Source organism: Providencia sp. PROV130 (genome assembly GCF_028482225.1).
In the GTDB taxonomy this organism is placed as follows: domain Bacteria; phylum Pseudomonadota; class Gammaproteobacteria; order Enterobacterales; family Enterobacteriaceae; genus Providencia; species Providencia rettgeri.
On record NZ_JAMPQC010000036.1, the window covers coordinates 12,827 to 37,014 of the forward strand.

The window sequence follows — 24,188 nt, forward strand, 5'->3', positions numbered from 1 at the left end:
ATTCCTGACAGAAGCCAGTACCGAAAGGTACTGGCTTTTTTATATCTAATAAAATGATAAATTGATTTCTATGAAATAAATATATGGCTAAAAATAAAATAAATATATTTATATATTAATTATTGTTTAAATTAATTTTTATTTTTCTAATTTGAGTTTATCAATAAACCCTTTTGTTTCTTAAGCTTATCTGAATATGTAATACGTATTTCTATTTTTAAAATATATCGGTCAGTGAAAAAACGTAATAATAATTTGCCGGATTAAAAAGTAAACGGTAATAAAAAATAATAATATAAAAATCACTTTCAAATTATTTAATAGGAATAAATAAAAGGAATATACGATGGACAAAAAAAAGACAAATGAACAGGTTGATACAAATCAAGCCAATCTTTCGGCTTATCATGGGTTATTATCAAATTCATTAGGGGTAATGAATACATCTCAGATAGTCACTGGAAACGGGCAAATTGCGTTAGATTTAGTTGTTGTTATCGATACCAGTGGTTCAATGGCTGATGAAGCAGGGGATTTAAGTAAACAGATTGATGCGACGATTGAAGCGGCATCAGCGAAGTGTCCATCCCATCTTAGAGCGACATTTTTAGGTATAGAAGGGAATTGGGCAAACACAAGGTTTGACCAATCTGCCAGTGAATATTTAATTAAGATAGGTACGAACGAAAGGGATCTACAAGCTAGATTGCCGTTTAAAGAACCCGACGGGCGAGATCACGCTGGAAATAAAGAGGATTTATGTCGCGCGGTTATTGATATTAGTAAACACTTTGATTGGCGTGATGATGCCCGTAGAGCTATTTTTGTATTGGGTGATGAAGGAATGGAAGGTGGTGGGGGAATTCTCACTCGTGCTGCGATTGCTAAAAATAATGAAGCCATATCGGTGGCTCAAGAAAGAGGAATTAAAGTATATACCTACCAAGGTACACCAGATGATAGCCCAACCAATCTAGATCGTTTCCCAACTCTTGCTGATAGAGATAACGTGACGAGAGAGTACGAACGGCTAGCCAAAGAAACCGACGGGCGTGCGTATATTTACACCACAGGGATTGCAAATTTCTCCTTGGTTTTACAGGAAATATTGTGTGACAGCTTAACACCACCAGTAAAACCCGATAAAGGCTTATTAAATTGTGATGCGGTGTGTGACAACTTGCCATTAATTATTAATACAGTAAATACATTGTCCGATATCATCAATAAAACAATCAACTCTTGTTGCCCAATAGACTCAGATACGAAACATGATGATTCGTGCCAGTGTCAGCATTAATGTTATAAAAAATAAAAGCGGGAAAATATTCCCGCTTTGTAATTATTATTGATAAGTTTCGTAGTTAATAAAAAATACCAATAATTGCACAGTGCGCGACAAACCCGACCATCAATGGTACAGCGGTTCGTTTCACGACATCAAAAGGTTGCAGTTTTGCCCCACTCGATACGGCAATAATAACCCCCGCGACTGGTGACATACCTCGACCCATGTGTGAAGCTTGTTGCATTGGTAGGATCATGGCAATTGGGTTAACGCCCATGCTATGCGCAATTTGTGGAATTAACTCAACGAATGCAAGGAATGGTGCATTACCTGAACCCATAATAATGGCTGCAGCAAGGGTCACTAATGCAAATACAATCGCCATGGCAAATGGTGGCAAGCCGACGGACTCAGCGCCTAAAATCAGTTGGTCAATTGCTCCACTGACTTTAATACCATGAGCGAACACACCAGCAGCAACCAATAAGCCAACTACATTACTGAATGCATGACCCATACCATTTAAAAATGTTTGGAAGCCATTACAAACCGTTTTGAAATTACGTACGCGAAGTGTTTCAATCACCATACAAATTGCCATCGCAATCAGCACGATAGTCACAACATCTAAGTGAATACCGGAAAAGAACAGATTGGATGTTCCTACTGCCATAATAATGGGTAACATAGGAAGAAGTGCATAATATCCAGGAACGGATTTAGTCGTTTCTTCTTTTTCATGGGACTGAACAGCTTTACCAATTTCAGGCACGAAGCCTTGCTTACGGTCACAATGACGTTGCCAGAAAATATGGGTAATACCGACTACCAATACAGTGGCTAACGCGGCAGGGCCTTGATAGTAAAGTACATATTCAACAACAGACATATCGACAGCTTTTGCGCCACGGATAGCATCAATTGCCGTTGGAGTATAGGCCACACCAAGGGATGTAGCGATAACCCCAGCCGCAGAAGCAGGTGATAATCCCAAACCTATCATAATGGGGAACATGGTACCCATTAACAATACCGCTAAGCCCGTTGCTGATGGAATGGCTAATTGCAATATACTCGCCAACAAGAAAGAGAAAAATAGTAGTACATAAGGTGAACGCATATTTTTCAGTGGCTTGGTTGCAACACGTACTACCGCTTCATTGGCACCGATATGGTCCATATAGTGCGCAAAGCCCATCAATGCCATGATCATTAAACCGAGATCTGCTGCACGGCTACTGAATAAATCTCGCATGACTTCAAATGGATCGAGCCAAGTGATACCGGTGGTGGCGACATTTTTAGGGAGAATAGGCCCCCAGCCAAGGGCTAGGGTGAATATCATCAATACTAAGCCAGCAATTAATAATACTGGCTCAGCTTTGTATCCCTTCAAAATAAACCGCGCAACCAAAACAACGATAATCAGAACCGTTAGAATTGGGATCATGCTTTAGCTCCTGGTTTGAAGCGTTCTGCGGTGATTTGTACCACTTGTTTTAATACATCGCTGGCGGCATGTAGGGACTTAACAGGTAGATATTCATAGATTGAATGGAAGTTATGTGCACCTGTGAAGATGTTAGGGCAAGGTAACCCATTTTGTGATAATGCGGCTCCATCATAGCCACCACGCATAGGAATGACTTTTGGTGTAATACCACAAGCTTGGTAGGCGTCAACAGCAATATCAATAGGGTAACGGTTATCACCTTGTAGGCTGTTGTAAACGTTAGAATAGCGATCTGATAGCTTGCAAACAACACTTTCGCTACCCCAGAGACTTTCACAGCTTTCTGCTAATTGTTTTAAGAAAGCCATACGTTTGCGATAGCCATCTTCGGTAAAATCGCGAACGTCCATTTTTAACACGGTACGAGCGCTATTACCTGACATTTGTTTTACCCAATAATAGCCTTCGCGACCATCTGTATATTCAGGGGCTTCACCGCCCGGTAACATGGCAATAAATTTTTGCGCCATTAATAATGAATTAACGAGTTTGCCTTTTGCAGACATTGGATGAGCTGATTTACCCGTAAAGATGATTTCGGCATCACCCGCATTCCAGTTTTCATACACAAGTTCACCAATACCGCAGCAGTCTAAGGTGTAAGCAAAATCTGCTCCAAACTCTTTAACATCAAAGACTTTTGCGCCACGGAGGCCTTGTTCTTCGTCCGGAACAAAACCAATTTTAATGGTTCCGTGCTTGATTTCTGGGTTTTGCTTAAAGTATTGCAGCATATCCATGATAGAGGCAATTGCCGCTTTATCGTCAGCACCTAATAGGCTGGTTCCATCAGTGACAATAATGTCATCACCAATGTAATTCACCAATTCAGGGAATTCACTCTTGCGTAGATAAATATTAAGCTCTTTATTCATGCATAAATCTTCACCGGTGTATGGCAAGATTTGCGCTTTAGTATCATTAGTTTGTTCTGCACTAGTGTCTAAGTGGCCAAAGAAAGCGACGGTTGGGACATCATAATCAAGGTTGGAAGGTAACGTTGCAGTGACAATGGCAGTGTCACGCAGTTTAATATCTTCAACGCCCAGAGCTTCTAGCTCCTGAACCAGTTGTTTCGCAAGGACACGTTGCCCTTCTGAGGATGGCATAATCCCTGCCGCGCCCTTTTCCCTATCAGTGGTGGTGTTAATTTTGGTGTAAGAAATAAACCGCTCAACAATATTCATTCTGTTAATTCCCCAGCATCTTATAGAATGCGTTTTACATTAGTTATATCTGTGACTGTAATTTCATTTCACAGTATTATTCTTGTATCACAACTAAAGATATTCTGAATATCAGACCTGTTGAATTTTTCTAAGAAATGCTAGTGAGAATATAAAATTGATAATTAATAGTGGCATTATTCGTATAATGAATTAAAATGAGCGGCTTTATTCCTACCTTATTTTTCCTAATTTTACATTGTTAAATTATTGATATTGATACGTGATAATATTCTTTCACAATGTATATTTTATTTAACACCTAGTATTAAACTTGCTCTATCTTAAATTTAATTAATATATATTTTTGTTGGGTAATTAAAAGATAATTTATTCTAAAAATAAAAACAATTTTAATTTAACAACATTAATAGAAAAATAGATGGAATGAATGCTTAAAATCATATTTTGACATTTTATTTCTTTATCTTTCATTTAGATAATTGAATAAATTTTATAATGCCCCTTATATTGGTTGATTTTTATAGGGTAGTGATAAAAATTTTTTTTGTATCGTTTCACATTGCCTCTATCTACCCTTCTTTGAAAGCAAATGAAGATTTACTATCGACTGTTTAACTACCCCTTGCTATGTAATTTCAAAGCAAAATTCCACTTTTGTGTTCAGTATCTCTAAATTATTTATTTTGATTAAAAATCATTTGATTATATTTATTTTTTCTAAATTGTCATCATCTTTTTACAGCGAGGTAATCGACTTGTTTTCGATAAATTGCTTACTTTTTGTGATCTCTACTTGAATTTTGGAATTTTCGATCACTTACTTTTTGATCTTATGTAAAAGTATAAATAATATGTATTAACCAAAAACGAAAGAAAACGTAAACAAAAAGAGGATGAAGCAATGACTGTTTCGCGCAGAACCTTTATAAAAGGATTAGCAGCCAGCGGTGCAGCAATGTCGGTTTCTAGTCCCATTTTAGCCAGTGATGGAAAACCTTCAAATATTAAGCCTTATCGGCCCGATAACTCCCCTAACTTATTGATAGTATTCCCCGATGAGATGCGTACCCATGCGTTACAATTTATGGGAGAAGACCCGTCAATTACCCCTAATTTAAATAAGTTTGCCAAACAATCAAAAGTCATGACACAAATGGCATCCAATTACCCACTATGTTCTCCATTTCGTGGCATGTTTATGACTGGGCAATATCCTGTACGTAACGGTATTACAGGCAACGCACACGATTATGGTGGGAAGGTAGGGATTGATTTATCACCTTACGCTAATTGTTGGTCTGATGTTTTGAAATCATTGGATTACAGCACGGGTTATATTGGTAAATGGCATTTAGATGCGCCATATGCACCTTTCATTGAAAGCTATAACAATCCGATGGAAGGGCGTTATTGGAATGAATGGGCTGCACCAAACCGCCGCCATGGCTTTGATTTTTGGTACTCCTATGGCACATATGATTTGCATATGAAACCGATGTATTGGGCCAATAATACACCACGAGAAAAACCTATTTATATCGACCAATGGGGACCAGAGCACGAAGCGGATATGGCCATAAAATTCTTACAGAATAAAAATGGGCAATACCGTGATAATACTAAGCCATTTGCACTGGTTGTTTCAATGAACCCTCCGCATTCACCGTATGACCAAGTCCCACAAAAATATCTTGAGGTCTATAAAGGGAAAACCTCGCAAGAGTTAAATACTCGGCCAAACGTTAAATGGGATGTGGAATACCAAGAAGGTTATGGACCTCAATATTTTAAAGAATATCTGGCGATGGTAAACGGCGTCGATGAACAATTTGGTCGTATCGTTGATGAACTTGAAAAACAGGGACTTGCTGATAATACATTGGTCGTTTTCTTCTCTGATCATGGTAGTTGTCTTGGTGCAAATGGGCAGCCGACAAAAAATAACCCTTATGATGAATCAATGCGTGTTCCGATGATGTTTCGGTTACCGGGTAAAATTAAACCGGGGCAAGATGATGCATTAATGTCAGCACCGGATATCTACCCAACGATTCTCGGTTTATTAGGGTTAGAGCAATGGATTCCCGGCTCAGTTGAAGGGAGTAACTTAGCTGAACGTGTAATCACTGGTGAGGGCGATGTTGCCAATTCTCAACTTTACTTATTTATTCCGTATGGTGAACCTTCGTTTGGTAAACGCGGAGTGAGAACGAAAACGCATACGCTGGTTATTGATCGCCAAGATGGACAGCCACTGAAATATACGCTTTATGATAATGTGAATGACCCTTATCAAATGAAAAATGTGGCAGATGAAAACAAGCCAATTATTGATAAATTAATTAAAGATGAGCTCATACCGTGGTTAGAAAAAACCGGTGACTCTTGGAGACCAACAGAGTTTATTACGGCAACAACAAATAAATTAAATAAGAAAGTTTCAGCGTGTGAAGTTAAATAAATTATTTTTTGCCGCCTAATTAATTAGGCGGTAATAACTAAAAATAATGAAATTATTATTCTCTAATAAAACAGGGAATCACTATCCTCGTGCTTAAATAGCACACAGCTTTGGAATAAAGATAATGAAAAGATTAATTATTGCTAGTGCAGTGTTATTTGCAATTTCATCACAATCTGCTCTCGCAAATAACTATAAAACAACAATTGAATACCGTCATCAATATTTAGATGCATCAGGGAAAAGTGGAGATAGAATTAAAGCTTTCTTGGATACAGGAAAAAATATTGGATTTGAACTTGATGCACGTTATGGGAATAAAGATGGTGCCTATGATGCAATGAAAATTGATGGTTCAGAATTTTCAGCTTTTTATTATACAAAGTTGAACCCAAATTTAGTGGGACTTGTCGGTGCTTCTCTTGATTTTGATAAATTAGGTTTAGTTTATGTGCCTTATGTCCGTTTAAATTATACATTCGATAATGGTATTCGTTTGCAAGGCCGTTATAAATGGAAAGTATGGGATTATGGTCAAGCTGGGGAAAACGGCAGTAATTACCATTCTAAAATCCAGGAGTTTGATAGCTGGATAGGTTACAAATGGGGTAACTTAGATTTGCAATATCAATTAGATTTAATGTGGGAAATGGCTGACAACGCTCAACCTCTTTATAATGATAAGAAATTCGATTATCAACACAACGTTCGCCTTCGTTATGACATTAAAGCGGATGATGGTGCTTTATGGCGCCCATTTGTTGAAGTGGGTAATGTGAAAGAAAATAGGTTTTCAAGTGACCGCCAAACACGTTTCCGTGTAGGTATTCAATATACTTGGTAATATCGTTTTCTATTAAATACACCCACGAATTATCGTGGGTGAGGTTGTTGACAAAGCGGGATAAAAGCGTGGTTTTTCCCGCTTTGTGTTATCAGACGAAAATCAATAAATTGATTTTCCTAGTTTATTTTCAAAACCTATTAGACTTGCCGCCAAACACAATATGTTTGTCGGCAGTCTGACCCACGAATTATCGTGGGTTTTTTTATTGCCTATTTTTAAAGAGAAGGGAGGAAGAAACACGGAAAAAAAGCAAGAAAAATGGCCAATAAATTGGCCAAAAGAAAGTAATGAAATGACAACTTGAGCAATGGTAAATCGGGTTGTAATGAATTAAATGTTGAGTTGAATAACTTCACTTGCTGCTAATAAATAGGCTCCTGCCCCATAATCCATATTATGTTCATACTTGACATCTCGCGGATTGAACGCCGGAAGCTGCACCCAACCTAACATGCCGTTAGGGTGAATACAGTTTTGTAGTGCACGCCATGATTTTTCGAGTAAAGGCAGATAACGCGTTTCTTCCAGTAAACCTTGGTTTAACCCCCATGCTAAGCCATAGCAAAATAATGCGGTGGCGCTACTTTCGGGTGCGGGGAAGTTTTGCGGGTCAAGTAAACTGGTACGCCAGAAGCCATCTTCTTGCTGGTATTGAATGACAGTTTCCATTAGCTCCGTAAATAAATTTACATATTGCTGGCGGGCAGGGAAATCATTAGGTAAAGATTGTAAGATACGAGGGATAGATGCAATGACCCAACCAATGCCTCGACTCCAAAATACTTTCTCACCATTTTTTTCACGCAATTCACCACCTTTACCATCAGGAATATAACGATAATCGCGATAAATTAAGCCAGTTTCAGGATCACGCAAATGTTCTATCGCATCCCAATAAGCGGTATGCATGTAATCGAAATAACGAGCGTCATTCGTTTTAGTTGATAATGCGGCAAAAGCCGGGGGGGCCATGAAAAGTGCATCACACCACCACCAGTCCTCTCGACCTGGTTTTGGCTCTGCTAACATAAGGTTGAATGCGTTAATAGTGGGCTCAAGAACTTCTGGATGATCAAATTGTGAACTCACAGCTAAATAGGCTTGGGTGCAGACGTGGTCATCGGCAAAGCGTGGGTTAGGCCCTGTGCGAAATCCAGTATGTAATGTGTAATCCAATACACCAGCAAGATATTCGTTATCTTGTGTTGCCTGCCATGCAGCCGCAACACAAGACCACAGAACACCACGTTCCCAGTCCGTATCTTTGATAAAACGGGTTTTGCCACTACGACGAAGTACACTGCGTACTTGGTTTTTTGATTGATAACGATAAACCCGTTTCATATCATCTAAAACCGTATTACGTTGTAATGGTTTTGGTAATGATGATTGTTCCATTATTTTCTCCAGATGGATTAGCGAGCTAACCAGCCACCATCAACGGCAATGGTATAACCATTAATATAGTCGCTTGCTTTGGAGGCTAAAAAGATGGCTGGTCCTGCTAAATCCTCAGGTGTTCCCCAGCGACCCGCAGGAATGCGCTCTAAGATAGCCGCATTGCGGTCTGCATCAGCGCGTAGTGCTGCTGTGTTGTCTGTTGCCATGTAACCTGGGGCGATTGCATTCACATTAATGTTGTATTGGGAAAGCTCAGTAGCAAGAGCACGAGTGAGCCCCATGACAGCGGACTTACTTGCTGTGTAAGATGGAACCCGAATACCACCTTGGAATGAGAGCATTGATGCAATATTAATAATTTTCCCGCCATTACCTTGCTTCACAAATTGGCGTGCAACGCGTTGAGATAAAAAGAATAAGGTTTTTTGATTAATATTAATCACATCGTCCCAATCTTTTTCACTAAACTCTAATAAGTCTTCACGGCGAATAATGCCCGCATTATTGACAAGGATATCAACATGGCCCATGGCGGATACTGCATCATCAACCAAAGTTTGTAACCCATCTTGTTCCATTAAATTCATGATAATATAGTGAAATTTACGGCCTAAAGCTTCAACTTGAGCACGTGTTTCAGGGGCATCTTGAATACCAACCCCAACAATATCCGCGCCAGCTTGGGCTAAACCAATTGCCATCCCTTGACCTAAACCGGTATTACATCCAGTGACAATCGCAACTTTTCCTGTTAAATCAAATAAGTTCATCTGTGCCTCACTTACGATGTGACAGTACTGCCACATCGTTTTTTATTATGTTAAAAAGATAAAAAGGTTATTTCAGATCTTTCATCGCGACATGGTCCATATCGTGGAATACCTGGTTTTCCCCAACCATTCCCCATATAAATGTATAAGCCGCAGTTCCCACGCCTGAGTGAATAGACCAGCTTGGACTAATGACGGCTTGTTCATTACGAACAACAATATGGCGGGTTTCCGAAGGCTCGCCCATATAATGGAAAACAACGTTGTCTTCTTGCATATTGAAATACAGATACACTTCCATACGGCGCTCATGGGTATGGCATGGCATGGTATTCCATAAGCTACCGGGTTCGAGTACTGTCATGCCCATTGATAATTGGCAGGTTGGTAAAATAGATGGGTGTAAGAATTTATAAATGGTTCGAACGTTACAATTTTCAACATTACCCAATTTTTCTGGTGAAGCTTGTTCGATAGTAATTTTGCGTGTTGGATAGGTATGGTGTGCAGGAGCACTGTTGATGTAAAAACGTGCAGGGGTAATGGCATCGTTACTGATAAACTCGACAGATTTAGCACCCATACCAATATAAATAGCTTCTTTTGGTGCGATATCATAGGTTTCGCCATCAACGATAACTTGACCTGTGCCCCCAATATTAATTGCACCCAGTTCACGACGCTCAAGAAAGAACTCAACGCCTAATGCTTTTCCTGCCATAAGAGTGAGTGGCTTTTGTGTTGGAACAATGCCACCCACAATAATGCGATCGATATGGCTATAAGTGAGATTCATTTCCCCTTCACGGAACAAGTTCTCGATCAGGAACTGTTTGCGTAAGCCTTCAGTATCAAGTGTTTTTGCATGCTCGCTGTGAATTGGTTGACGAATTTCCATTATAAATACCTCATGATTTACTGATAGGTAACCAACCTTAATGGTCGGTATCCCCGAATACAGAGTGAACGTGTTCACCTCTGATGAATGTGTCTGTTAGATAAAAATTATTATCAACAACGGCAAAACTAGCTTGAGCCCCAACTCGGATGTAGCCAAATTGGTCATCAATTCCAAGGTATTGAGCGGGGACCGATGTGGCCATTTGTACGGCTTCCCACTCAGGAACATGAGCGAGTTGCACCATATTGCGCAATGCGTTATCAAGGCTACATGTACTGCCCGCAAGAGAGCCATCGGCTGTGCGAGCTTGCCCTTGCGTGACTTTTACCGTTTGTGCACCAAGGGCATAATCACCATCTGGTAGGCCGCCAGCTCGCATACAATCTGTGATTAAAGCGAGCCGCTGATAACCTTTCATTCGATACGCTAGCTGCATCATGACGGGATGAACATGAATGCCATCGGCAATCAGTTCCGCAAGAACATCGTGGTACAACACTGCGCCACAGCAACCAGGTTCTCTATGGTGTAAACCGGTCATCCCGTTATAAAGATGCACACCACAATCTGCTCCTTGGGAAAATGCAAGACTGGTTTGCATGAAATCGGCGGCGGTATGTGCAACACTGGTTTTAATACCGTGTTGTACTAACCAATCAATAGCCTCAATGGCGCCTTCAGCTTCAGGTGCAACTGCAACACGCAAAAGTGTGTGATTAGCACATTGCATAAGGTCTTCTAATTCATGAATGGTCGGCGATTTTAAGTACTTAACAGGATGTGAGCCTCGATGACGTTCAGTGAAGTAAGGGCCTTCTAAAAAACTGCCGACTAATTGGGCTCCTGATGTTTGCGGCTTGGTGATAAATTCACACACTTGGGTTAGTGCGAGTTTAATATCATTCATTGGTGCGGTGACGGTGGTTCCCACCCAAGCCGCAACGCCGGTTTTGACTAATGCATCAGCAATGGTTTGCAACCCTTGTTGGCTTGCATCCATGACGTCTGCACCAGCACGCCCATGAATATGGATATCAACAAACCCCGGTAGTAAGGAGCGGTCTTCAAGACGGATAACAGGGCAGTGTTCGGGAGCAGTATCCGTAATTTCCTGTATAACACCGTTGCACACTCGAACATACTGCTGATAGCGAATTCCTTCAGGAGTAAAGGTGCGATCCGCTAAAATGGCATATTGCTGTTTCATAGGCCATCTTCTTCAAATTCTGGCTCTGATATCATAGCCAGCTGCTGACGTAGGTCTTGGATACTGCTAGTACCAATATCCTGTAAGATAGAAAGAAGTTCTTTCGCATCAACGCCTTCACGTTCCAATGCCGCATTGACGATCATCGGCAAATTAACTCCAGCTAAAACTTCAACGGATTTATCTTCCATCATAATTGCCATAGCGCGGTTACAAGGGGTTCCACCAGGAAGGTCGGTAAGAAAAAGTACTTGTTCACAATTCATGGCATCCATTGCTGCTCGCATTTGTTGTTCCAATTCGTCGGGAGAAAGGGTTTCAACAAAATCAATAAACACCATATTTTCCTGTTCACCTGCGATGGCTTTGACGGCGGAAGCCATACCGCTCGCAAAATTAATGTGCCCAGAAACAATCAAACCAATCATTTATAACTCCTTGCTGGTGGGTAACTTAACTACCCACCTAAAAACAATTTAATACGATTTTGTTACATCACACCAAGTACATGGCCAATAACACCGAAGGCTAAGACAGAGAAGATAAGTACTGGTGGTTTTGCCCAAAAGCCTGTCCCTTTCACCATTTTGAACATCAAAAAGACAAGGCACAGAGGGAGTAAGTTAGGCATGATTTTGTCAAACAAGGCGGTTTGTAGTTCGACCACTTTGCCACCCACCTCGACAGCAGCAGTGGTTTGTACTTTTATGAAGGTGGCGGAAAGCGCCCCGATGACAAAAATCCCCATGATGTTGGCGGCTTTAGCGAGTTTTTCTGTTGCATCGCTCATGTTAACCATCGCTGCAGTACCTGCACGATATCCCATGAACATCAAACCGAAATAGACAAAAAAGTGAACAATTTGGTACAAAAAGAAGAAAACGAATGGGCCGGCAATTGAGCCTTCCATTGCGATAGATGCACCTAATGCTAAAGTCAGTGGCATTAGTGTCATATGGTCGATAGCATCGCCAATTCCACCTGTTGGGCCCATGCCTGCCACTTTCATGACGTTGACCGTAGAAGGCTTCTCTTTGTTTTCTTCCATGGCAACGGCAGTACCAAGTAAGAAAGTAAATAATTTTGGACTCGCATTGAAAAACTGTAAGTGATTTTTCAGTGCGGTTGCATAATCGCGTTTGTTATTACCATGAATTTTGCGTAGGGCTGGGATGATGGAGAATGCAAAGCCACCTCCTTGCATACGTTCAAAGTTAAAGTTACCTTCCATAAAGAGCCCACGAAAAGCACAGCGCCATAGATCGCCTTTCGTGATGACTTTGCGGACAGTGGTATCTTGATATTCATCAACGCCATCAACGTAGGATTCCACAGGTAAGTTTTTTGTTTCTACTGTTGTTTTGTTATCAGATACCATCTTCAAAATCCTCATTTTGTTGTGAGTTATTCTTGTTGTTGTTACCGCTGAAGAAGTAATACAGAGCCGCCGCAGATGCGCCGAGTATTGCTACTGCCATAATTGGTAGTTTGAGATAAGTGGTCATAACGAAACCAACAAAGAACACACCCGCCACTTCTTTTGACCACATAATTTTTAACAACATCGCGAAGCCAATTGCTGGAACCATTTTCGCCCCAATACCTAAGCCTTCGAGTAGCACTTTTGGTGTGTTTTCATCAATCCACTGTGCTGCGTGTTCACCGAAGTAAACCGTTACAAAGGCGACGATAGCGTAGAGTAAAGAACGAACGGTAATTGTGGCGACTAATAACCGGGAGATCCCTGCTGCATCAGCTTTTTCAGCGTAGCGGTCAGCTTTACCCATGGTGAACGCGGTAATAGCAAAAAAGCCGATAATGATCATTTGCATGAGAACGGCAATTGGCATACCAATTCCCATCGCTACCGCTGGTGATTGATTTGTCATAATAGCGAATGCAACGGCGGCGATAGTGCCTAAAGTAACATCAGGTGGCTGAGCTCCTGCATTTGGAACAAGCCCAAGCCAAGCTAATTCTAATGTTGCACCCGCAATTAAACCGACTTGCATATCACCCATAATCAGGCCGACAACAGGCCCTGTGATCAGTGGGCGGTGGATATTGAGTGCAACGTCATACTTATCTATACCGCAAAAGAAGGCCCATAAAGCCACAAGAGAAGCTTCATAAATCATAATAGTTTTCCTTAAACGCCTTAGTGTTAAGTTGTTATCTCAATCTGCTTATGCTGATGCGAGAGTAAGAACATTAACGGGGGTTTGATCGGGAGTATTTTGAATCGTGCAAGCGACTCCTTTGTCGACAAGCCGACGAAATGCTTCTAAGTCGCGCTCATCCACAGATACTGTTTTAGTAATTTGGCGTTTTCCTTCATGGAAGTGCATATTGCCAACATTACAGTGCGTGATAGGAACGCCGCCTTCGACAAGGCGGGCAACATCTGTTGGGTTATTGCAAAGAATAAAGATTTTTTGACGTGGAGACGCTTTGTGAATGACATCGATAGTTTTTTCGATAGAGAAAAATCGGACGGCATATTCTCCACCCGCGGAGGCTTTCATTCCTGCTTGCATAAAAGCAGCATTAGGGCCATCCGCAGCATCATCATTAGCGACAAGAATTAAATTTGCTTCAGTGTGTTTACCCCAAGTGATTCGAATTTGCCCATGTAATAAACGCTCATCGATTCGGGTCCAGACAATATTTGGTGCGTGCATATAATTGCTCTCTTATTATTAGCTATATTTATCATTAAGAAGGCATGAAGCCATCTTCTTGATATGAGAACGGGTAAATAGTGACACCTTGAACAACTCGATTAATTTCTCCGGTTGGAGATGGGTTATCCGGTGTATTCCCCAGTGCAATGGAACTATGGAATGCAAAGGCCTGCGCTAACATTAAATAAGGGAAAAATAGGGCTGAGTCTGAGCATTGCTCCATTTTTTTAATATAAACAAAACTTTCCTCTATTTGTGTGTCATCGGAAGAGGAGGTGACCGCGATCACTTTTGCTGACGCATTATCGTGAATTACCTCTCTTAATAAGTCAGTTTCATACTGTCTAGTGTATTTATCGTTTGACAGAAACAGCACGATTAACGTTTCCTTATTGACGATAGATTTCGGTCCATGGCGAAAGCCTAACGGTGTGTCGAAGTTAGCAACGACCTTACCAGCTGTTAATTCCAACATTTTTAGAGCCGCTTCTTGTGCGAGACCTTGTAGGCCACCACTACCTAAATAAATGACTCGTTTAAATTTACCCGCGTATTCTTCCCGGATACGATGGTTAAATTGAGTAAAAATGTCGTGATAATCGTAGAAATAAGGTTTAATTTCGTTTAAATAGAAGGATTCTGTTAAGAAAATACACAGTGCAGCCATCATCATGGATGAAAAGCTTGAAGTCATGGCTAATGAACGGTCATTTGACTCTTCAGGCATTAAAATGGCTAATGCATTGGTATTATTTTGGCAATAACGATATAGCTGTCCTTGCTCGTTACAGGTTAAAACTAAGTGGTAACATTGAGTGAGGCATTTTTCTGCCACATCGAGGGCGGCAACACTTTCGGGGCTATTGCCTGAACGAGCAAAAGAAATTAATAACGTTGGTACGTCTTCCGCTAAATATTCTTTTGGATCAGCGACTAAATCCGTGGTGGCAATGGCATCCACGCGGCGTTTTAAATGACCGGTGAGAACGGGAGCAAGAGCGCGGCCGGCGAAAGCCGATGTTCCAGCACCTGTCATGATAATGCGTGCGTCCGATGCCTGAAGTACTTTAGCTAAAAATGTATCAATTTCAGTACGTTGCTCTTGTATTAGCTGGTTTGTTTTTTCCCAGCATTCAGGTTGTTGCTCAATTTCTTTTGCTGTCCAGAATGCGTTTAGCTTTTCGAGTTCGGGTGTTTGATAGCTTAAATATTCCATGTCAAACCTCAGTGACTAAATTTACATGCATCGGCATATACCGAAAGTACGTCGCGAATTTTTGCAAAAATAAAGGATTTCGCTGTGCCATCGAGCATGCCTTCTCTTAATTGTTGAAATTGATGCGGCATGTATTGGCTTAAAAGTGGTAACGGGATTGGTTTTGAAGATAAGTTAGCCATCAGTATTTCTATGGCTTGGTTAATTTCTTTATCAGGCCAGTAATAACGAATACGGTCACTAAAGCTATAAACGCGAGCAAAAGCTTGCTGCTGGGCATCGCCATGGTAGTATTTTTGCCAAAATTCGGGCTCACGACACATCAATTGTTCCATTTTCTCTTTTAAGTGAGAACACTGTTCTGCCGGGAACATTTCATTCTCAATTTCACACAGAGAATAGAGGGCTTCTCGCATAGCAAATGTTAAAGCTGGGCCAACTTTTAAAATGGCAAAGTGGTCTTGAACGAGCTGCTTATAAGCATCAGGTGTTTGGTAATCGGTTGAGTGTGCTTCAAAAACGAGATGAGGGTAATCATCAACTACTTGACTTAATGCTTGTGCTTTTTCGGGTTGATAATCAATAACACCAGTATGGTCAAATTCCACACCAGGTTGAACGACGAGGCCAATAACACGTGCCCAACAGTCACCGGCACCTGCTTTTTCGAACGCTTTCGCATGGCAGTCTAAGGTTTTTCTCGCGGCTTGTGGATCTGTGACTTCAACACCTTCAAGCGCTTCAGTTGCTCCACCTGGTACGGGGACTTCAGTACCAATAACATACACGATATCGCTGTAACCAAATTTTTCTTTGGCGGTTTTTTCTGCAACAACAGCGAGTCGGGCGGCACGTTGTGCAACGATTTCATCCGTGAGTGGAACGGGGTCATCTGCGCAGGACATACTACAGTCAAGGTGGATTTTTTTGAACCCTGCGGCAACGTAATGTTCAATTAGAACATCGGCATTATCCATGGCATTAGCGGCATTAAGCTCTTGCCAACGATTCGGACCTAAATGGTCACCACCAAGAATTAACTTATTCAGAGGGAAATTGATTTTTTCTGCTTTTTCAATTACATAATTGAAAAAATCAGCCGGAGTCATACCCGTATAGCCACCAAATTGATCAACTTGATTTGATGTGGCTTCAATTAAAAGAAAGGAATCATCATCCAGCGCTTGGTGCAATGAAGCTTCAATAACAAATGGGTGGGCTGAGCAAACAGAATAAATGCCATTCTGTTTACCAAGTTTATTTTGCTGAACAATCTTTTCTAAAGGATGCATTAATACTAACTCCACAATCAACACGGTTGTATTGTTAATGGAGTTAGCGAATTATTGCTCTTTATCGACGATGATTACTTCAATTTTATGGTTTTTCAACTCTTGGACATATTCATCAGGGATCCCAGAGTCTGTCACCAAAACATCAATATCAGCGAATTCACGGATCATATGACAACTGCGCTTACCAAATTTCGTAGAATCAGCAACCGCAATAACTGTTTCCGAGATTTCACACATTAACCTGTTAAGACTAGCTTCCTGTTCATTGTGTGTCGTGATACCAACGCGTAAATCGAACCCATCAACCCCAAGAAAAACCTTGTCAAAACGATAATTTCTGAGGCTATTTTCTGCTTGTGAGCCAGAAAACGATAAAGCATTTTTGCGCAATGCGCCGCCAGTCATTAGTACATCAATGCCTGCGGCTGTTGCTAACTCCATTGCGACATCTAAACCGTTAGTCATGACAACGACGTTATCCCGCGACTTTAAGTGTGTCGCAATTTCTCGTGTCGTTGTCCCCGAGTCTAAAATGATCGTGTCGCCATCATTAATGAGCGCGGCGGCTGCTTTCCCTATTAATGTTTTTGTGCCCGCATTCTGCCCACGCTTTTCGTGAATGCTTAGTTCAGCAATAAACCCAGTATTTGGAATTGCTGCCCCATGGGAGCGGACCACATAACCATTTTTTTCAAGAAAGCTTAAATCGCTACGGATGGTGACACTTGAAACTTTAAATATTTCGGCTAAATCTTCGACTCGTGCTTTACCTTGTTGGTTAATCATGTCGAGGATTTCCATGCGTCTTTCAACAGCCGCTTTCACTTTCATCTCCTTACGAAATCAAATGATTTTCTTTCATTTGATTTCGAATTAAGTTTACTACGCTAAAAAATACCGACAACGAAAAAAAACAAAACTTTTGATCTCTTTCACAAAGTTTCGATTTGTGTGTTGTTTGCTTACGGATATTTTCAAATTTTAAATATCATATCTTCGAATAAGAAAGTATCCAATCAATAAAGTCGTAATAACTGTACTTTTACTAAGCAAACTCCGTGTTTTACATAAATATTAGCAATTTTTGCAAAAAGTTAGCTAAATATAAGCTCAAAAATTGGCATAAAGTGTGATGGCGGTATTTGAAGTTCGAAAGGAATAGAAATTTCTTTAAAACAAAAAACATAAATTAGTGGCATGTTGTGCGTTATTTATACTCTTTTCAATGTTTTTAACTCAAATTGAACTCTTTCAAATTCTTTCATTTTCTTATTTTGTGATTTCAATCTCTTTTGATTTTTCGTGTTTTGCGTAATGCTATAAAAATAACCTGACTATTTCGGATTAATTTAAATGCCTGCAAACCAACCCTCTTACTTTCATATGATGGCGAAACCCACCAGTTATCGCTGCAATATTAAATGTGAATACTGTTTTTATCTTGAAAAAGAAAATGTGTTTCACGAGCAACCTGCGCAAGATAAACATGACGTTATGCCTGATAACGTGCTACGTCGTTATATCAAAGACTATATCCAGTCCCATGCTGGTGAGCAGGTAGATTTTTCATGGCAAGGTGGGGAGCCAACACTTGCAGGACTCGAATTTTTTGAGCGAGTTGTTAAGTACCAAAAGCAATATGCTCAAGGAAAAACGATCACGAATAGTGTGCAAACGAACGCCATTGCGATTAATCGACAATGGGCGCAGTTTTTTGCAGACCACGGTTTTTTAATTGGTGTATCAATTGATGGCTTAGAAGCTGTTCATGATAAATACCGAATTTCCGTTAATGGCAACCCAACTTTTGAGCGTGTGAAGAAAGCCATTCAGCTCTTGATTGAATACGGTGTTGAATTTAATACCCTAACCGTAGTTAATGACCAAAATTGGCGAAAAGGAAAAGAAACGTACCGAGCCTTGAAAGCATTGGGGTCCACTTTTTTTCAGTTTATCCCCATTGTTGAGGTTGATAGGCGCTTTCCTCAGACCCAAGGTGGTCATTATGCTCCTGGACCAAATGCGGTGATGGCACCATTTTCAGTACCCGCGGAGGGGTATGGGCAATTTATGGCTGATGTTTTTGATGAATGGATCCACCAAGGAGACATTGGCAAAATTTACATACGTCTATTTGATAGCTTATTAGGTACTTGGATGGGCTATCCCGCATCAACCTGTGTGCAATCTAAAACGTGTGGGCAAGCACTGATTATTGAATCTAATGGGGATGTCTATTCCTGTGACCACTATGTGTACCCTGCAAATCGGTTGGGTAACGTACAACAACACTCCCTTTCCCGTATTGTTTCTTCTAAGCAGCAAGTCCGTTTTGGGCAAAATAAATATGACAAGCTAACTAATCTTTGCCAGCGCTGTGAGGTTCAAAGCCTTTGTTATGGTGGTTGCCCTAAGCACCGGATCACGGCGATAGAAGGTGAAAAATATCGCCATAACTATTTATGTCGTTCATATAAAAAGATTTTTCATCATACCGCTTTAGGTATGCAGTTAATGCGTCAAGCGATATCGGGTGGTGCTTTAGCCAGTGATGCACTTGGCGCAATACAGCGTGCTTACAAGCAATAATCATATTATCTGGAGATATTTTTGTGAGATTACCTTCTATGAAGAAAAGCCTATTAGCTGGGCTGATAGCCGCAAGCAGCTTAGTGCCTCCCATTGCAGCGAATGCAGGAGGCACACCGGAAAAGCCGAATGTTTTACTGATTGTTATGGATGACTTAGGAACAGGGCAGCTCGATTTTGTGCTTGATAGCATTGATGTCACAGAACTTGCACAGCGCCCATCACCACAACGTTATCAAGGTGATATTAATAAGATGGTGGAAGCAGCAAGAGCAGCAATGCCAAATGTTTCGGATATGGCTGCCGGTGGAATAAAGATGACTAATGCATTTGTTGCTCATCCTGTTTGTGGTCCATCACGAGCTGGCATTTTTACAGGGCGCTCTCCCGCAAGCTTTGGCACTTACAGTAATGACGATGCGATGTTAGGTATCCCACAAGATATCAAACTATTACCTGCATTATTTCAAGAAAACGGCTATGCCACTGCCAGTATTGGGAAATGGCATAATGCCAAGGTATTGAAAAAGCCTAAAATTGCAGCAGAAAAGCAAACTCGTGATTATCACGATAATATGATTTCGACACCGGAGCCGGGTTTCGCCCCCCATGAAAGAGGCTTCGATTATGCATATAGTTTCTATGCATCAGGGGCGGCACTTTGGAACTCCCCGGCTATGTGGCGAAATGGTGAAAACGTACCCGCCCCCGGCTACACCACGCACTTGTTAACGGATGAAGCCATTAAATTCATTGATGGCCATAAGGACAAACCTTTTTTTATCAACCTTTCATATAGTGTGCCGCACATTCCGTTAGAAGAAGCTTCTCCAGCGAAATATATGGATAAATTCAATACGGGTAATGTTGAAGCCGACAAATATTTTGCTGCGCTAAATGCAGCCGATGAGGGAATTGGTAAAATTATCAATACACTAAAGGAAAATGGTGAATTAGATAATACGCTAATTTTCTTTATTTCTGACAATGGTGCGGTACATGAGTCGCCAATGCCAATGAATGCGATGGATAAAGGTTTTAAAGGGCAAATGTTTAATGGTGGTGTACGCGTTCCATTTGTTGCTTATTGGCCAGGGCATATTCCTGCGGGTAAACACAGTGATGCGATGGTTTCAGCGATTGATATCTTACCAACCGCATTACAAAGCGCAGGGATCACCATACCCGATAGTATGAAGGTTGAAGGCAAAAATATTATGCCACTCTTGACGGGGAAAACAGAAAAGTCGCCACATAATTATTTGTATTGGACAGGGCCAGGGACGAAACATTACAGCGAAGAAAACCAAGATTTTTGGCATGGTTACCATGAATGGATCACTTATCAACGCAAAGAAATTCCAAACAACCCTAATTTAGAAAAACTATCGAAAGGTTCATGGGCTATCCGTGATGGAGAATGGGCACTTTATTTTTATGATGATGGTTCTAACCAGCTCCAATTATTCAATGATAAACAAAACCCAGCCGAATCGAATAATTTAGCGGCTCAATATCCAGAAAAAGTGAAAGAGTTAAAAACAGCTTATTATCAATGGATTAAAGATAAACCAAAACCTGTTGTATGGGGACAAGATCGCTACCAAGTCCTGATTGAATCAGCAAGATAAATACAAATTTTGTTTTATTCTGCGCGCAAGGATGCGCCTGTCTGCACCATAGAGAAATACGTATGACAATACCGACTGAACGCCCAAAACTGCCTTATGAGCATCCAGATATAAAAATTTATCAGAAATTATTCAAAGAGAATATCATTCGAAGATTAATTAGAAAGTCAGCTTATCAATGTAACGATAATCACATCACCGAAGTCTTTCAAGATGAAAGCCAATCACTTTCAGTTCTTTGCGAATTATTAGTCCGCTATACCGCAGAAGCCTTTGTTCATTATCAAGCTTGGGGCTACTCTCATGCCTATTACCCTGGCAGCCCTGGCCAACAGACTGTGCGAACAGATGCGCTAGAAGGCGTTAGCCGGGTACTGCCTTTGTTCGCTGCATGGTTAGTCCATAGCCGAAAAACCGCATTAAATGGGTTAAATTTAGCGTCGATTGACCTTCCTGAGATTATTAAAAATGCATTTTTGCATGGCACTGACCCCAATCATAAAGGCTATTGGGGAAGGCTTGACAATTATGACCAAAAAATTTGTGAATCGGCAGATTTAGCACTGACGCTTTGGTTAAGTCGTGAGTGGGTATGGGAAAAGTTGGATAGTTCTGTTCAACAACGTATTATTACATGGTTCGAACAGGTTAATCACTGTGATATCGTTGATAACAACTGGCATCTTTTTCCGCTTACCGTGCAGTTTGTGATCCGAGCACTCACCGGCCGAGATACTATTGCAATGTGGCGGTATGAAAGAGTGAAACAATTTTACGTGGGTGATGGTTGGTTTCGAGATGGTGCAAAGGGTAACTTTGATTACTACAATGCATGGGGTTTTTACTATTCACTATATTGGCTTAATCAAATTTGCCCTCATTTCGATGATGAGTTCATTCGTAGTTCCTTAAATCAGTTTAACCATCATTATCGTTATCTTATGACCCCACAAGGCATTCCATTTTTTGGCCGCAGTGCATGTTATCGCCTCGCGGTGTCCACGCCTTTATTAGCCGGCGTTGATTTAGGTGGAGATGCCGTGAGTGTGGGGGAGGCTAAAAATGCACTAGAAAGTACTTTGCGTTATTTTATTGGCCATGGTGCTTTAAAAGCAGGAGCGCCAACTCAAGGTTTATTTAGTTATGATGCGCGGCTAGTCGATAACTACAGTGGTCCTGCGAGTAGTTTTTGGTCATTACGTGCTGTAATTATTGCTTTGTATTGTGGTAACCGAATCCAACTTTGGGACAGCCCTTGTAGTCCGTTGCCAATTGAGCGTTCAGACTTTCATTTCGAAATACCGTCAATTTCGGCAACGGTTATTGGTGTGAAAGAAACACAAGAGGTTACCGTGATATTTCGTGAAGATTACCTCAAACAGCAATCCCCGTTGACGCGTCGCTTAGAGAAACAATTACGCTCTCAGAAAGTGATTGAAATGCTTCTAGGTCAATCAAGGCGCCCTAAAAACAACCTGTTACGTAAGGGGGTGACTAGCTATAGCTCTAAAATGACTCACTACTTCTAGACTTTCTTTCATTTGCTTTCAGTGCGAAAGGAATGGAAATGTGATTTAGATCTTTTACCTTTCTGTTTCTTTCGTTTAATATGATTCGAAATCAATCGAAAGGTAAGAGGCGATTATGTACTTGGTATCTACCCGTAATATGTTGAACAAAGCTCAACTGGGAGGCTATGCAGTTCCCGCATTTAATATTCATAATTTAGAAACTATTCAAGTTGTCATGGAAACTGCCGCAGAAATGGCATCCCCCGTTATTTTAGCTGGCACACCGAGTACCTTTTCTTATGCAGGAAGTGACTATTTGATAGCAATCTGCCAGCAGGCCGCTGAGCGTTATAAAGTCCCAGTGGCTTTGCATCTCGACCATCATGAAGATATTCCAGATATTTTCCAGAAAGTCTCCGCGGGTGTGCGCTCTGCGATGATTGATGCTTCTCATTTTCCGTTTGAAGAAAATATTCAAATTGTTAAACGGGTTGTTGATTTTTGCCATCAATGGGACTGCACGGTTGAGGCTGAACTAGGGCGTTTAGGTGGGCAAGAAGATGACTTAGTTGTCGATGCTGCAGATGCACTTTTCACCGACCCTGATGCTGCCGTAACTTTTATTCAAAGAACCAGTATTGATTCCTTAGCTGTTGCCATCGGAACCGCTCACGGCATGTACAAAAGTGAGCCTCATTTGGATTTTGTTAGGCTAGATGCCATCCGTAAGAAAACAGATTTACCGTTAGTTCTGCATGGTGCTTCGGGGATCCCTGATGCGGATGTTAGGCACTGTATTGACCTTGGAATTTGTAAAGTCAATGTCGCAACAGAACTCAAAATTGCGTTTTCTGATGCCATTAAGCAGTACTTCATTGAAAACCCAGAGGCTACGGACCCACGCCATTACTTGGTTCCCGGAAAGGCGGCGATGAAAGCGGTGGTGATGGATAAAATTCGTGTTTGCAAAAGTGATGGAACACTTTAACAAGTAAAAATTATCTGGATTTGCTGAGTATATAACCCAAATTTATTGCGGATGATTCGTAATAACTTTCTTTGAAAATAAAAGGAATGTCATGAAACAAGTTGCTGTTTTGCTCGCGGATGGCTTTGAGGAAGGGGAAGCGGTCGTTTTCATTGATATCATGCGTCGGCTAGATATTCATGTTGATGTGCTGTCCTGCATGGATTCGCTTATTTTAAATACGTATTTTGGTACTAAAATTAGTGCAGATTATCTGTTAGTCGATAAGTTATCCCATACTTATGATGCCATCATGATGCCAGGGGGTCCAAAAGGAACTGACCGCTTGTATGCGAATGAAAAAGTAGTTGATTTTCTTCGTCGGCATATACATGAGGATAAGTATATTTGTGCGCTATGTTCTTCAGGCGCGAAGGTGTTAGCGGCTCATGGGTTACTGGAAGGACGGCATTATAGTACAGGAGATAAGCTGGCTGAAAAATTTGATGATGGTATCTATGTCGACCAAGATGTTGCTGTTGATGGAAAATTTATTAGTGCAAAAGGACTTGGTGTAAGCTTTGAATTTGCATTTACCGTCGCAAAACATTTACTGGCTGACAATATTGATAAAGTGGATTGGCAAGCTAAACATATATATTTTAAACATTGGCCGCTTTCCTATCTATAATTTTTATTGGTAACTACGTACTTTTA

General features: G+C 40.9%; 21 protein-coding genes. 8 read left to right on the top strand and 13 right to left on the bottom strand.

The window, feature by feature from the left end; genetic code table 11:
* The first annotated feature begins 346 nt into the window (after window positions 1–346).
* Window positions 347–1,300 carry a VWA domain-containing protein gene (locus PSF28_RS20955; RefSeq protein ID WP_210840412.1) on the top strand — a complete coding sequence of 318 codons (954 nt, stop codon included), beginning with the start codon at window positions 347–349 and terminating at the stop codon, window positions 1,298–1,300.
* A gap of 64 nt (window positions 1,301–1,364) precedes the next feature.
* Here PSF28_RS20955 and dcuC read toward each other — a convergent pair whose 3' ends face one another.
* Entirely contained in the window at window positions 1,365–2,738 is a 1,374-nt protein-coding gene (dcuC, locus tag PSF28_RS20960; RefSeq protein WP_115166430.1) for a C4-dicarboxylate transporter DcuC, read from the bottom strand.
* Window positions 2,735–3,988, bottom strand: a complete 1,254-nt coding sequence (gene pepT, locus PSF28_RS20965) for a peptidase T (protein ID WP_004264401.1) — start codon at window positions 3,986–3,988, stop codon at window positions 2,735–2,737. Before pepT ends, dcuC begins: the two co-directional genes overlap by 4 nt.
* A gap of 904 nt (window positions 3,989–4,892) precedes the next feature.
* Here pepT and PSF28_RS20970 point away from each other — a divergent pair.
* A complete protein-coding gene (locus PSF28_RS20970) occupies window positions 4,893–6,452 on the top strand; it encodes a sulfatase-like hydrolase/transferase (RefSeq protein ID WP_210836583.1) in 1,560 nt (519 codons plus the stop codon).
* A gap of 124 nt (window positions 6,453–6,576) precedes the next feature.
* A complete protein-coding gene (locus PSF28_RS20975) occupies window positions 6,577–7,296 on the top strand; it encodes an oligogalacturonate-specific porin KdgM family protein (protein ID WP_115166432.1) in 720 nt (239 codons plus the stop codon).
* Window positions 7,297–7,629: 333 nt separating this feature from the next.
* On the opposite strand, the gene PSF28_RS20980 is transcribed toward PSF28_RS20975, so the two are convergent.
* The 11 genes from PSF28_RS20980 to agaR form a co-directional block, all read right to left on the bottom strand.
* Window positions 7,630–8,697, bottom strand: a complete 1,068-nt coding sequence (locus PSF28_RS20980; protein ID WP_210836581.1) for a glycoside hydrolase family 88/105 protein — start codon at window positions 8,695–8,697, stop codon at window positions 7,630–7,632.
* 17 nt (window positions 8,698–8,714) lie between these two features.
* Complete coding sequence (gene kduD, locus PSF28_RS20985; protein WP_206086819.1) at window positions 8,715–9,470, bottom strand: 2-dehydro-3-deoxy-D-gluconate 5-dehydrogenase KduD; 756 nt, start codon at window positions 9,468–9,470, stop codon at window positions 8,715–8,717.
* Between the two features lie 67 nt (window positions 9,471–9,537).
* Complete coding sequence (gene kduI / locus PSF28_RS20990; protein ID WP_272666537.1) at window positions 9,538–10,368, bottom strand: 5-dehydro-4-deoxy-D-glucuronate isomerase; 831 nt, start codon at window positions 10,366–10,368, stop codon at window positions 9,538–9,540.
* A 37-nt stretch (window positions 10,369–10,405) separates the two neighbouring features.
* Window positions 10,406–11,578, bottom strand: coding sequence for an N-acetylglucosamine-6-phosphate deacetylase (gene nagA / locus PSF28_RS20995; RefSeq protein ID WP_210836576.1), 1,173 nt, complete (start codon window positions 11,576–11,578; stop codon window positions 10,406–10,408).
* Window positions 11,575–12,006 (bottom strand): PTS galactosamine/N-acetylgalactosamine transporter subunit IIA, encoded by a 432-nt coding sequence (gene agaF, locus PSF28_RS21000; RefSeq protein WP_115166437.1) that lies wholly within the window; start codon window positions 12,004–12,006, stop codon window positions 11,575–11,577. Before agaF ends, nagA begins: the two co-directional genes overlap by 4 nt.
* 62 nt (window positions 12,007–12,068) lie before the next feature.
* A complete protein-coding gene (locus PSF28_RS21005; RefSeq protein ID WP_117163054.1) occupies window positions 12,069–12,956 on the bottom strand; it encodes a PTS system mannose/fructose/sorbose family transporter subunit IID in 888 nt (295 codons plus the stop codon).
* The gene (gene agaW, locus PSF28_RS21010; protein WP_004264436.1) at window positions 12,946–13,716 is read right to left on the bottom strand and encodes a PTS N-acetylgalactosamine transporter subunit IIC; all 771 of its coding nucleotides are present in this window, start codon (window positions 13,714–13,716) and stop codon (window positions 12,946–12,948) included. The genes PSF28_RS21005 and agaW overlap by 11 nt, the downstream gene beginning before the upstream one ends.
* Before the next feature lie 48 nt (window positions 13,717–13,764).
* Window positions 13,765–14,259, bottom strand: coding sequence for a PTS N-acetylgalactosamine transporter subunit IIB (gene agaV / locus PSF28_RS21015; RefSeq protein ID WP_115166439.1), 495 nt, complete (start codon window positions 14,257–14,259; stop codon window positions 13,765–13,767).
* Window positions 14,260–14,293: 34 nt separating this feature from the next.
* Window positions 14,294–15,478 (bottom strand): SIS domain-containing protein, encoded by a 1,185-nt coding sequence (locus PSF28_RS21020; RefSeq protein WP_210836573.1) that lies wholly within the window; start codon window positions 15,476–15,478, stop codon window positions 14,294–14,296.
* An 8-nt stretch (window positions 15,479–15,486) separates the two neighbouring features.
* Window positions 15,487–16,770 (bottom strand): tagatose-bisphosphate aldolase subunit KbaZ, encoded by a 1,284-nt coding sequence (gene kbaZ / locus PSF28_RS21025; protein WP_272685603.1) that lies wholly within the window; start codon window positions 16,768–16,770, stop codon window positions 15,487–15,489.
* Window positions 16,771–16,821: 51 nt separating this feature from the next.
* Window positions 16,822–17,598, bottom strand: a complete 777-nt coding sequence (gene agaR / locus PSF28_RS21030) for a transcriptional repressor AgaR (RefSeq protein ID WP_210836571.1) — start codon at window positions 17,596–17,598, stop codon at window positions 16,822–16,824.
* Between the two features lie 528 nt (window positions 17,599–18,126).
* Between agaR and PSF28_RS21035 the strand changes: the two genes are divergently transcribed.
* From PSF28_RS21035 to PSF28_RS21055, 5 genes are all read left to right on the top strand, one after another.
* Window positions 18,127–19,362 (top strand): anaerobic sulfatase maturase, encoded by a 1,236-nt coding sequence (locus tag PSF28_RS21035; protein WP_210836570.1) that lies wholly within the window; start codon window positions 18,127–18,129, stop codon window positions 19,360–19,362.
* 23 nt (window positions 19,363–19,385) lie between these two features.
* Window positions 19,386–20,993: a sulfatase family protein gene (locus PSF28_RS21040; protein WP_272685604.1), complete on the top strand. Its 1,608-nt coding sequence runs from the start codon at window positions 19,386–19,388 to the stop codon at window positions 20,991–20,993.
* A gap of 62 nt (window positions 20,994–21,055) precedes the next feature.
* On the top strand, window positions 21,056–22,522 hold the full coding sequence (locus PSF28_RS21045) for a DUF2264 domain-containing protein (RefSeq protein ID WP_272685605.1): 1,467 nt from the start codon (window positions 21,056–21,058) through the stop codon (window positions 22,520–22,522).
* Window positions 22,523–22,637: 115 nt separating this feature from the next.
* Window positions 22,638–23,492: a tagatose bisphosphate family class II aldolase gene (locus PSF28_RS21050; protein ID WP_210836566.1), complete on the top strand. Its 855-nt coding sequence runs from the start codon at window positions 22,638–22,640 to the stop codon at window positions 23,490–23,492.
* A 91-nt stretch (window positions 23,493–23,583) separates the two neighbouring features.
* Complete coding sequence (locus PSF28_RS21055) at window positions 23,584–24,162, top strand: DJ-1/PfpI family protein (RefSeq protein ID WP_210836565.1); 579 nt, start codon at window positions 23,584–23,586, stop codon at window positions 24,160–24,162.
* Window positions 24,163–24,188: the final 26 nt, after the last annotated feature.